Annotated in this window: 8 protein-coding genes and 2 pseudogenes; 7 read left to right on the top strand and 3 right to left on the bottom strand. The window is 40.7% G+C overall.

Annotation, left to right across the window (positions count from 1 at the left end):
* The first annotated feature begins 186 nt into the window (after positions 1-186).
* A complete protein-coding gene (locus AB4154_RS11920; RefSeq protein ID WP_017105084.1) occupies positions 187-1,410 on the top strand; it encodes a DUF819 domain-containing protein in 1,224 nt (407 codons plus the stop codon).
* An 86-nt stretch (positions 1,411-1,496) separates the two neighbouring features.
* Here AB4154_RS11920 and AB4154_RS11915 read toward each other — a convergent pair whose 3' ends face one another.
* Entirely contained in the window at positions 1,497-2,357 is an 861-nt protein-coding gene (locus tag AB4154_RS11915) for a hypothetical protein (RefSeq protein ID WP_372123127.1), read from the bottom strand.
* Between the two features lie 196 nt (positions 2,358-2,553).
* Positions 2,554-2,694, bottom strand: a pseudogene (locus AB4154_RS11910) (L-threonine 3-dehydrogenase); the annotation flags it as partial.
* 601 nt (positions 2,695-3,295) lie between these two features.
* Here AB4154_RS11910 and AB4154_RS11905 point away from each other — a divergent pair.
* Positions 3,296-5,128: a hypothetical protein gene (locus AB4154_RS11905; protein WP_136975007.1), complete on the top strand. Its 1,833-nt coding sequence runs from the start codon at positions 3,296-3,298 to the stop codon at positions 5,126-5,128.
* A 393-nt stretch (positions 5,129-5,521) separates the two neighbouring features.
* Here the strand turns inward: AB4154_RS11905 and AB4154_RS11900 are convergent.
* A pseudogene (locus AB4154_RS11900) lies at positions 5,522-5,812 on the bottom strand (transposase); the annotation flags it as partial.
* A 231-nt stretch (positions 5,813-6,043) separates the two neighbouring features.
* On the opposite strand from AB4154_RS11900, the gene istA reads away from it, so the two are divergent.
* The 5 genes from istA to AB4154_RS11875 all read left to right on the top strand — a co-directional run bounded on the left by istA (position 6,044) and on the right by AB4154_RS11875 (position 12,682).
* Positions 6,044-7,576, top strand: a complete 1,533-nt coding sequence (gene istA / locus AB4154_RS11895) for an IS21 family transposase (RefSeq protein WP_372123125.1) — start codon at positions 6,044-6,046, stop codon at positions 7,574-7,576.
* An 11-nt stretch (positions 7,577-7,587) separates the two neighbouring features.
* Positions 7,588-8,328: an IS21-like element ISVch3 family helper ATPase IstB gene (gene istB / locus AB4154_RS11890; RefSeq protein WP_011988345.1), complete on the top strand. Its 741-nt coding sequence runs from the start codon at positions 7,588-7,590 to the stop codon at positions 8,326-8,328.
* Positions 8,329-8,798: 470 nt separating this feature from the next.
* Positions 8,799-9,392, top strand: coding sequence for a response regulator (locus tag AB4154_RS11885; RefSeq protein WP_372123123.1), 594 nt, complete (start codon positions 8,799-8,801; stop codon positions 9,390-9,392).
* Positions 9,393-9,414: 22 nt separating this feature from the next.
* A complete protein-coding gene (locus AB4154_RS11880; protein ID WP_136975005.1) occupies positions 9,415-9,777 on the top strand; it encodes a hypothetical protein in 363 nt (120 codons plus the stop codon).
* Between the two features lie 193 nt (positions 9,778-9,970).
* Entirely contained in the window at positions 9,971-12,682 is a 2,712-nt protein-coding gene (locus AB4154_RS11875) for a hypothetical protein (RefSeq protein ID WP_372123121.1), read from the top strand.
* Positions 12,683-12,775: the final 93 nt, after the last annotated feature.

Here is a 12,775-nt window from a genome sequence, read left to right as displayed (position 1 = left end):
GCCTCAACAAACCCATTCATCAATCAAATAAATAACGCACGACATTCACAAATTCAAACCATCAAAATTAACATAAACATTTCAAAGTATGTCTATCGTTACAATTTGTAACGAATGGCGGTTGTCGGTATAGTCCTGCAATTCAAAAAGTGAGACCTTTGCGCTCACCTTAAAGGAGATATAATAATGATTACTAATGATGCTGTAATAATGGGCATGTTAGCTGTTATTCTTGGCGGTGTTTTTATCACGGAAAGTAGCCAAAATAGCGCACTGAAAAAATTCTACTCGTTCGTTCCGGGTCTATTGCTCTGTTACTTTGTTCCTTCTTTATTGAACAGTTTCGGCATCATCGACGCATCAAACTCAAAGCTGTACTTTGTTGCAAGTCGTTACCTATTACCAAGCGCACTCGTTCTACTGATCATCTCAGCTGACCTACGCAAAATCTTCGGCCTTGGCTCAAAAGCCGTCATCATGTTCCTAACGGGTACTGTCGGCATCATCATTGGTGGCCCTTTGGCGATTTTAATTATCGACCAAGTTAACCCTGACCTCGTATCTGGCGATGTATGGCGTGGCCTTACAACTGTCGCTGGTTCTTGGATCGGCGGCGGTGCGAACCAAGCAGCAATGAAAGAAGTGTTCGAGGTTGATGATCAACTATTCTCTGCAATGATTACGGTTGATGTTATCTGTGCGAACATTTGGATGGCCGTGTTACTTATCATGGCAGGTCGCCAGAAGAAAATTGATGCATGGTTAAAAGCAGACACATCATCTATCGAAGAGCTAAAAGAGACGGTATCTAAATACCAAGAAGAGAACGCTCGCCCAACAACAACAACCGATCTTATGAAGATCACGGCAATTGCTTTCGGTTTGACGGGTTTAGCTCACTTATTCAGTGACATGATTGCACCATGGATCTCAACCAACGCGCCGGAGCTTGCGAAATATAGCCTAACATCTGGCTTCTTCTGGCTGATCGTAATGGTGACAACGTTCGCGCTGATCGCTTCATGCTTCAAATCTACACGTAGCCTTGAGCACAGCGGCGCGTCTAAAGTAGGTTCAGCGTTCATCTACATCCTAGTTGCAACTATCGGTATGCAAATGGATGTGACAGCTATATTAGACAACCCAGGTTACTTCTTCATTGGTATTACATGGTTAACTATCCATGCCCTTCTAATGATTGTGATGGCGAAGCTAATTCGTGCACCATTGTTCTTCATGGCTGTAGGTAGCCAAGCTAACGTAGGCGGCGCTGCATCGGCACCTATCGTCGCGGCTGCATTCCACCCAGCATTGGCACCAGTAGGTATCCTAATGGCGGTATTGGGTTATGCTCTCGGTACATACGGCGCTTACATCTGTGGTCTCATCATGCAAGTTGCTGCTGGTTAATAGAATCGCTTAATCCAATAACACCAAAGGCTGAACGATGATCGTTCAGCCTTTTTCGTTTCTAAAACTGTATTTCAAATAACGGCTTAATCGAACAAAGATGTCAGTTTATTTTCCACCACAGGGCTGATATTAAAGCTCAACATAAAATCTGGACGCGTTTTTTCGTCTTTCTCAAGGTAATAGTTCGCTTCAATGCCAAACTTCCAAGGGCGTCCATTCAGAACCGTTGTTTTACTAACACTGATGTTTAACGGAATTTCCGCCAGATCCTTATTCCAGTCATACGAGAATGTCGGCGCAGAACCTACCGTCCACCCTCCGCCTAATATCTCCACCCAAAACACTTGTGTCGATGTCTTGTTGATTCGAGTATCAGAATGGTCGGCTCCGTCTCCAGAAACACCATACAAGTGATTTGGGAACATACCGACAACTCGCTCGCTACTCGCTTTCCCGACCATAAACTCTGGTCCGACAGCAAATTGATCCGCTGTTAAGTCACTGCTGCCCGTTGGCAACGAAGCAAAGATACCGAACGCGACAATAGTACCGCCCTCCATTTTAGGCGCATAAGCTAAATCAAATGAGATGTCTGTAAAGCCTGACTGCTCCGTGTGTTGCGAGCTTGCTGGTGCGTCCACATGGAAATCGTTCTGTACATAAGAGATGGCCGGGCGGAAGATCACTTTGTCGCCGTTATCCATGGGAAACGGCAGTGTCGGCTGTAATACTGTAGCGAAACTGTCCCCTCCACCATCGTAACCACCTGAATACTGGAGCTTTAAATTAAGGCTAGCGTAAGCTGTGTTTGGGTTTGCAAGTTCCTTTGCTGCCTGTTCTGCTGCCTGATCGCTTTCAGATTTCGAAATATCGTCCCTAGCGCTAGCAAAATTCGGCGTTAATAATAGTCCAGTTATTATTAGTGCAAGTGGTTTACAAGCCATGAGCCCTCTCTTCAATAGTAAAACAATAAGATGTAACTGCTTATTGAGTATTTTAGAGATTACTGGGCAGTAAAATGGCCATTAAGTGACAGAGAGATAAGTTAACCCTAGTTAGAATTTAGATACAAAAATGCCCCAAATCGCTTTGAGGCATTTTCAATTAATCAGGAAGCTCGGGAGTGTTTACTCCTTTTGCTTATTCCCAATCAAGGATTACTTTACCAGACATACCAGAGCGCATCATGTCGAAGCCTTTCTGGAAGTCGTCCACTTTGTAGTGGTGAGTAATGATTGGTGTCAGATCTAGGCCAGATTGAATCAGTGAAGCCATTATATACATTGATATATTAAGTTATCTTAAAACATAAACTTACAAAAAACTGGAATTAACAGTGGCGATAGAATGGCGGCATATATTTACTCTTGAATAAAAATCAGGCCAGAAATAAGTCTCTTCTCGGGCGTTTTACTCAATCATTCAGCCTTTTAATTGGGTTCATCGCGTGATAAACGGTTATCACATCAAAGCCATTAGCAGTCAGTACCTTCGGAAAGCAACAATGATCTTCTAATGTCACTCCAAGGTAGCGGAATCGAAAAAATTCGTTTTATAAACAGTATGATAGAAATGATTAAATCACGATTCGCCCCCTTCATGTAAGAATATTCTGAGATTGCTTTGAGTTAATTGCGTATAATATATTCCATAGGTATACTATTATTTTTTACAGTCATAAATAATTTCCTTTAATTAGCTAGTATGCCACCTTATCTAGGAAGAAAAGTTAATATCCTAGCTATTTATAACGGACACTTACAATCATAAAACTTATAGTTTTACTAAACGAGTTGAAATGCTTGGTAACGAGTAAAAGTCGATCATGCAATGATAAGCTTTAAGAACTAAATAAAAAACTCTACATTTTTTCAGGGTAACTATGAAAATTAATAAAGTGCTTTTCGTTATGTCATGTTCTATATTTCTAATGGCTTGTTCAGAAGAAACTACAAATAACCCTAGCAAAGATAAAGACAACATAGATAAAGGTGAAGTGGAGACCGTGCCCCTTATAGTACCGCCAGAACTAGACGGTCAAAATCCACCATCTGAGCCATTAACGCCAACGGTTCGACCAATGCCAGATACGATTACTCCATCAGCAGACATAAATTATTTGATCCCTAACAGTAATATTTCTTCAGTTGTAAGCATTGAACGAGAATATACGGAAGCGTTTAGTCTCGATGAAATTACAGTACGACACACTGAAGGTCTTAATAATTACGAAGTGATTAATGCCACACCTCGTTACCTTAGCCAGCCTACGCTAAAAATAAACGACTTATTGTTCAAGCTTGATACTATTCTTGAGCCGTTTCAGAAGCAAACTTTCAACTTTAATTTTGACACGCACGTTGATAAAGTGCGTTTTGTTGAATTCGTGGAAGAGCAACCATTCTTTCGAATGCATATGAACGAATACAAAGACAAACCTAGTGACGACCTATATGGGATACCTTCAGAGTACAATGCGTTTCAATACGAACAAGAAATGCGCGCATATAAAAACGCATTGAACGATTTGAGCTTCAATTTACATTTTGCTGATTACATAAGTAACTATAGAACAAAAAGAGCTGAACCTGTTTTCATTGAAAGAATGGATTGCCCACACGATCATACGCACTTTAAAACAGGTTATGACACCAGTAACCCAAACCGAAAAATTATATCGATGCTTACTTTTGAACCTAGTTCTGAGCATCGTTTATTGATGCACAGTTACTACGGTTACGCAACAATGGCGAGTGGTGGTTTCCTATCTGTCCGTGATTACAGATTGTATCAAGAAGGTCAGACAATACCCAAAACCACATATCTTCATGAAAAGCTCCATAACCACTCATTTGGGCATGATGGCGGTATGACTTATGGCCTACCAGATGTTCTCGTTAGCTATATGAGTGATGGTGACAAATTCCCCCATTATTTTGAACACAAAAAGGTTGCACACATAATCCCTAGGGCAACTGTACAGACAGAAGCAGTCATAGATGGTGATTATTTGAATGTAAAGTTGAGTTTTTATTCAAACAATACAAACACAATGGATTTACGAAGTATCATCAATCGATTTATGCTGGTTTGGCCTGATAAGGTGGAAATGGAGAATATTTCGACAAGTGTTATAGTTAGGGGACAGGAACATAAACTCACCCCTGACGTAAGTTATGCTAGTGGACGTATTCTAATCTTTCAGGACAACTTTGAGGTTCCTATTACTCATTTATCTCAACAAACTAATAATCATGAAAACTACATATCAATACGCCTCCCTATGTCAGAAGCTAACAACAGCTCATTTGTTTTCATGGGTTCAAATGACCCTGATAGTTGGAGTGTTCAAGCCAACGCAAAAGTTGAAATATCGGCTAAAAATCAAGGACTAATTACGGGAAAAGGTCAGTTCGTTTTTTATAATACAGAGAAGATTGCTAATGATTTAGGAAAGTATGAAGAAATCATTGTAGAGTATACACCAGCTCAAGCGGAACAATTATGTATCGATAAAGGCTTTTCAGGATTAGGTGTATTGAAGAAATACAAATCAACTGATCAAATGGATTTCCAGTACGAGTACCTTGAATACGAAAGTCAGGTAGGAATCGATCCTGATACACTTCAACCAGTAGCTGTATCCATTCCGACCAGCTATCGACCAAACCTTGTAGAATATGCTGACGTAGGTAAGCTTATAGTTTGCCAGTAAGTAAAATAAAAGGTGTCAACTCGACACCTTTATCTTATGAATTAAATTTTATTAAAATGACCACAAAACTGAACATAATGATGCTCCTATCACATCAAAAACTATTGAAAATACTTCTGTGCAACTATCGGGGTTACATGTGATCAATCCACTTAGATCTAGATTCAAACTGACCCTATCTTGCAGGGTAATTGCCACGGTTGAAATTTAACCAGCTTGGGCAGAGTCGCCCCATTTCACGCCCCTTTTAATCAAGATAGACGTTGTTGATCAAATCATCTTAAAAACAAACGACGCCATATATAACTAGCCGTTAGCTTCTGACAGGCATACCTAGTCTTATGACTTTGTTTATAGCTTTGACATTCGCCCACTTGAGCGTTGTAACATCTCAAGCTTATTTACTAAAGCCACGATTGCTTTAGCCTTTCCACGTCGTTCAATTAGACCTCGTAACCAAACTCCCATAGGGTCCATGCTTGAAGTTTTACAACGTAGTACAGCCCTGGCACCATGAATGAGTAATGTCCTTAGATCTCGATTCCCACTCTTTGATAAGGATCCAAGGCTATTCTTTCCACCTGTACTATTCTGCTTAGGAACTAGTCCACACCATGCAGAAAACTGTCTACCATTCTGAAATTGTTGACCAGAGCCAACTTCACTAACAATTGCAGCAGTTAAGTGCATATTTCGGAGCATTCCGATCAGTCATTTCGGGATTATCCGATCACCCATTTCGGTTTAAACCGATCACTGATTCCGCGATTATCCGATCACTTTTAGCCTAACTCCGAAATCGGTGATCGGAATAGCGAAAACCGCGATCGGAATGCCCGAAATCCTTCCTTTTTCTCTTTTAAATCAATAGCTCGCTATTCTTTACTTCTTAAACAAGAACGTAAGGAAGCGACAATGGCCAAAAAGAGAACTCCAATGAACAAAATCAAAGAGGTATTACGCCTTAAGTACGACTGCGGTCTCTCCAATCGTGGTATCGCTTCTTGCCTGAAACTCGGCCCGTCCACCATATCGGAACTCCTTACTCGCTTTAAACAAAGCCAACTTGGCTGGCCTCTACCCGAAAGTTGCAGCGATGCTGATCTCACGCAAGCGCTGTATCACGGCAAGAAAGCCAGTCGCGATAAAGTCATGCCAGACTTCACTCAATACGCAGTCGAACTCAGACGTAAAGGCATGACAAAGATGTTGTTGTGGCAGGAATACCATGAGCAATATCAAGAACAAGCTTACGCTTACACTCAGTTCTGCGAGCACTTCACTCGTTGGTTCAAAACTCAAAAGCGCAGCATGCGCCAGCTCCATGTGGCAGGTGACAAGCTGTTTATCGATTACTGTGGGCCTCGGCTTCAAGTGGTCAACCCTGATACAGGTGAAGTGCGCGAAGCAGAGGTGTTCGTGGCGACCTTAGGTGCGTCCAATTACACCTATGTTGAAGCCTTCCCGAGTCAAGGTAAGTCTTACTGGTTAGAGGCGCATGCCAATGCGTTCGAGCACTTCGGTGGTGTACCACAGCTCTTGGTTCCCGATAATCTACGTAGCGCGGTCACCAAAGCCAATCGTTATGAGCCGAGACTTAACGACAGTTATCAAAAACTGGCGAATCACTATCAAACCGCAGTGATGCCAGCTCGCCCTTACAAACCGAAAGACAAAGCCAAGGCAGAGAATGCCGTGCTCCTAGTGGAACGCTGGATCATGATGCGACTTCGCCATCAAACCTTCTATACCTTCAAAGAGCTGAACCTTGCCATCCGTGAGCTGATGAATGACTTAAACGAACGTGAGATGAAGCATTATGGTGCGAGCCGCAAAGCGCTGTTCGACAAACTCGATAAACCCGCGTTAAAGCCTCTTCCTAAGCAGCGATATCTATATACTGAAACCAAGCGAGCCAAGGTTGGGCCTGATTATCACATCGAATATCGCCGTCACTACTACTCGGTTCCCCATCAGCTTGTTGGCCACCATGTCGAACTGGAAGCCTCCAACCGTCTGGTGCAAATCTACCATCAAGGTAACTTGGTCGCCCAGCACCCGCGTAGCCAAAGGGAGCGCGGAAACAGCACTCAACCTGAGCACATGCCGAGTAATCATCAACATCAAAAGTGGTCGCCTGGACGTTTACTCAACTGGGGGGCCAATATCGGCCCCGCCACACGGGAAGTCGTCAATAAAATGCTGAACTCTAAGCCTCATCCCGAGCAGTCGTATCGTTCTTGCCTTGGGCTGCTCAACCTGAGCAAAGCCCATGGCGAATCGCGCCTCGAGCAAGCCTGTAAAGATGCACTGATGCTAACAAAACCCAATTACACCTTCGTCAACAATCTACTCAAGAACAATCGTGAGGGGCAACTGAGTAAAGATAAAGCGAATACGCCGAACCTTGTTCACAGCAATGTTCGTGGCCCGAACTGTTATCACTAGGAGAAATACAAATGAACGCACTGAACGACCAACTCAAAACCCTCCGCTTGAGCCATGCAGTGAAAGCGTTAGAGCAGCAACAAGAACAACTGAGCACCTACGCAGAGCTGGACTTCGAGGAAAGGCTAAGCCTACTTCTGGAAAGTGAAATATTGAATCGCAATCAGACAAAAATCCAACGCTTAAAACGGCAAGCCAAACTGAGAGTGGATGCTCAGCCGAGCCAACTCATCTACAAGGAGGGACGAAATCTCAATCGTAAACAGATGAGCGAACTTCTAACGGGCAGTTATCTACATAAGCACCAGAATATCTTGATCACAGGCCCAACAGGTGCTGGCAAAACGTATCTTGGCTGCGCACTGGCAACCAGTGCCTGCGACCAACAACACACGGTCAGATACTACCGATTAACTCGCCTGCTTGATGACCTGACCGCAGGTCGTCTGGACGGTAGCTATCAAAAGCAACTTCAATCGTTGGCTAAGAAAGCTCTACTAATCCTCGACGACTGGGGGATGGAAAAGCTAACCCAAGAGCATGCAGGTCACTTATTAGAAGTGCTTGAAGATCGTTACCAAAACAGCAGCACGATCGTCATCAGTCAGTTACCTGTAAAGGAGTGGTACAACATGATCGGTAACGCCACTGTCGCAGACGCTCTAATGGATCGGCTGGTACACAATAGTCATCGAATAGAACTAGGAGGTGAGTCGATGAGAAAACTGGCGCAATCCGATCACTTAGAGTAAAAATAGGAAGAGAGAAAAACGGCAGGATCAAGTGATCGGAATAAACCGAAACGAGCGATCGCAATCACCGAAATACGCAGTTAAGACCAGGCCAAAGCTAGGGATATTCTTAATCGCCTTGTAACGTTGACTCTGTGTAATTATATCCTGAGTTACACCATCAATCTTGCCGCTAATATTGATAAAGGCACTGTATAAGGTTTGACGAGATAGTTCCGTCAATATTCAATAGAAATTCTTGGTTAAATCGATACCCGCAACTTTAATGGACATGGTTGTTACTCCTACCTTTAATGGCTGGACCTTTAGTGTGGTACAACAATGCTAGAAGGGAGATGCGTCCATCACATCAAAGCCTTTCCAAAATGGAATGTATGATTTCCACACATTCATTCAGAATCATCCTACATTATATGTAAGGAATCAATGAGCACGGACTTCTCAATTTAATTAATGAAAGAGAGATGACAATGAACTCAATGAATACACTAATCGTAGATACCCACCCTATTATACGTAATGCGTTAGTTACAATACTTGAAAATACCAAAATTGCGTCGATTATACTTCAAACTGACTCAATTAAAGATGCAGCTAAATATGTCCGTAAAGATTCGATAGAGCTAATTTTATTGGATGTAAACCTAAAGGACGGTAGTGGCTTAGACTTCATCCGCCGTCTAATAAAAGGAGGCTTTCAAGGGAAAGTACTATTTATATCATCCGATGAGCACCCTACCCTTAATCAAATGGCAAAAGACATTGGAGCTAATGGTTATATATCCCAAAAAGAAGAGCTATCTTTAATCAAAGATGCAATCATAACTACCAGTCGAGGTTACTCTGTTTTCAAACAAAATCTAAATGTAAAAAATAGTTCTCCAGTTCTATCTGAACGAGAGTCTATTGTATTTAACTATCTATCAAAAGGTTATTCTAACAAGAAAATATCTGAACTACTCTCTTTAAGCAATAAAACCATCAGTACTTACAAAACTAGAATTTTAGATAAGTACAATTCATCTTCGATCATTGAGATTATCGAGTTGCAAAAAAAACACTAATCAAACTTATAAAAGTGATTAAGTGAAAATTCAGATTTTGCCAATTTTAATAGCGAAGATAAACACTATGAAAGAGCTCCAAAATGCCCTTTACCACATGAGCAAGAAATTGCTTATTGAAAGCGGTTTTACCAATAATCAAGCAAAGAAAATCATTTATTTTGAAGTCTATAAACTGAGGGATCAAGATAAGAAAAAGATCCAAAAAATAATTTATCAAGATGGCATTAGCGTGCAAAAAGCAAAAGAACATGTAATAAGAAACAAACAGAAGGCCCACTATTCTAGCTTAGCAGAAGACTATTATGAGAAATTTTTGGAACGTTATAAAAGTGCACTATTTGATTTACCTAATTTAATTGAAATTCAGAAGAAACTAAGATAGAAAATCCAAATTTTGTCCTTAGTGTAATTTTAACAAACTCTCAAGAAACGGAGGGGATTACTCCTAATCTATCGTAAGAAAGCTCCCAATTAAGGTGGCTGATAATGCTTCTCTGGAATAGATATATTACATTTCAGGATTCTCGAAAATATAACAACACTCCTAATTTTAGAAAAAGGTTGATAAGATTAAAATGTCGATGTTTAAAAAGTATAAATCTGAACTGATTTTTTGTGGAGCTCTATCTTTAATTACGCTTACAGGTTGTGATAATCATAATGCCTTCCAACCTATTAGTAATTTTAATGATGGTGCTTTCGTTACGAAATTACCTTCAAATACAGTAATAGGTGATATTTATCCCGTTGCATTTACTGTATTATTGAAACAAAAGCTTACTGAAGATACTACAACCCTGTTTGAAACTCAAAACATGTTGGTAGAATATTCAAGTATTGATTGTTTATCCACAGATTTGGACGACACTCATTTGTGTACAGTGACATTTAGAGTCACACCAGAAAAAAGTGGCTTTAGTGAATTGTCATTACGAATAGGTGATCAAACCTATACCAATCAAACCAATGCTACCGATAGTGCAATCGTAGGGTATGTCCACACAAATCTATCTCAAAAATTTGATATAGACAAAGCGTCCCCTATTAGTTTCGTATTTATTAATACTGGGCAAGCTCAAGCGAATAACATTAAAATTAAGTCAACGAACTCCGAAACACTAACGAATGTGAAAACCACATGTAGTTCAACATTGAAAGGTGGAGAAGCGTGTTATTTACATGGTGACTATATTCCATCAAGGGCAGACTCTTACGGCATTCAGTACGAACTCACATATGACGAAGGGGAACCTGTTGTTGTGGGTACAGAAAACGTCCCGAAAAAGGATACTCTAATTGGAAATACCGTACTTAGCTTACCTCTAAACATAGCAATAGAAAACAATTATAATGTAGAGTTCCAGTTTAAAAATATGAACTCTGAACCTGTGGTTAACTTAAAGACATCGTTGTTGGCCCCAGGCATCAGTCACATTCGGTTTAATAGCTGTAATAGTGTATCGCTAAACCCTGGCGAGTCATGTTCAATGATTGCGTCTGTCTTGGCAGACCAAATTGGCACGTTAACAGCAGCCGCTCTTGTGTATAGTGATGATGGTGTTACCGCATATGCAACCACAACAAGTAATGTAGTTGAAGCTCCAATTGTAGCCAGCGTCGACCAGGATATACCTCAACAAATGGTATTGAACGAACCATATAACTACCTTGTTACTTTTACCAATACAAATAAAAACCATGATGCGACAGGAATACGTTTTGCCCACTTATATCCAGAACATTATGAAGTTCTAAGTAATACATGTACTGATTCAACGATTAGGTCTGAAGAAAGCTGCCATCTTTCAATAAGCACTTCTGCAATTAAACCCGGCATACAACTCTATGCGAATTATTTAATGTTCGATCAAGGAACGGTAGTAATTGCAAACTCAACTTTATCTATGGCTTCTGCTCATTCGTTAAACAGTCAAGTTGACAAAGGATTTCCAGATAACATGGTTCTAAATCATAGCTACCCCTTTCATGTCACTTTCACAAATACAAGTAATGTAGACACTGAAACCTTGACGATTACATCTGAGCATACGAAAGGTGTAACGATTGTTTCTAACAGTTGTGATGGCAACATTCTTCCAGCTGGGGAGTCTTGTATACTGAGTGGGGAGTATTTTTCCGAAACTCTTGGTCCCGTAGAGTTAGTAGGTAATTTAAACTACGGTGCTAATTTAAAAGAAACATTTGTTCTCTCTGGTGAAGTGGTTACCGTTCCTATTGTTGGCTCAATAGAGGTTGGATTGCCACAAAATGTAGGACTAAATAGTACATATCCAATTCGTTATATCTATCGAAACTTGAGTGACTTCCATGACGCAAGTATGATTCATACAACGTTATCTAGTACTGCTCCAGTGAATGTTACCAAGAACACATGCGGTTCCATCAGTACCTTGGCCGCAGGAAAAGAATGTGAAATTTCAGGTACGTTTACAGCGAGTGAAAAAGGTCAGCATCAATTCACCTCTTCCTTGTATTATATGGAAGGAAATGAGGTAAAAATTCAAAGTTCGGCGGTAGTGAGCGATGTTGTAGTATCTTCTCGAGTAGAGGGTGGGTCATCTTTAGTCGGTTTAAATAGTACATACTTGATTAAATACTATTTTAAAAATGAGTCAATCGCGCCAGCTACAGGTATTAAAATTACCCATTCAGAAGACCTCGTCGTCCATACTAATACATGTGGCTCGATATTAGCCGGCAATAGCGATACAGAATGTCACATTGAGGTGGCGTATACACCTCGCATATTGGGTTACTATACCTATGAGTTTTCACTTGACTACACAGAAGGGGAAGCTATTCATTTAAAGCAACCTGTCAAGGTTGTCGATATGATTGAACTTGATGAAATGGTATTCACTTCGGACTCACTTAGTCACAATTTCGAAGCCAGTGACTACTTTAATTACTTGGCAAATTATGGGTTTACAATGCAAGCAACATTGCAAACCATCCCCGTTAGCGGAAACCCAGAAACTGTTATTCACAACGGTTGGGGCTCGACAGATTTGGTTTTTGAATTAACTAACGGTTATCCCATTAATTTTATTGCTAATCGCAAGAACGATTGTGGCACACAAGTAATGAATGCTTCGGTAGGTTGTCAGTCCAGAAAATTGCCTCAATTTCGATTGAGCATACCTAAAGATAAGTTTGACACTTTAGCTATAGGTGAGCAAAGTGGTGATATTTACGTTAGCTTAACGCAATCCAACAATACTCATGTCGCATTATTTAAGCTCCCGATTCGGATTAATAAGTTATAGTTAATTGTCGAGCTTTCTTAACTTCTTAAATTTTAGAGTATGGAGGTGGAGGTACTCAATCAACGCCTTACTCTCATTTTAATGTAAACGCCC

It is taken from the genome of Vibrio sp. 10N.286.51.B11 (assembly GCF_041469245.1).
Lineage (GTDB): Bacteria > Pseudomonadota > Gammaproteobacteria > Enterobacterales > Vibrionaceae > Vibrio > Vibrio crassostreae_C.
Note: the sequence above shows the minus strand (reverse complement) of the source record. Positions and strands in the feature narration are given on the sequence as shown.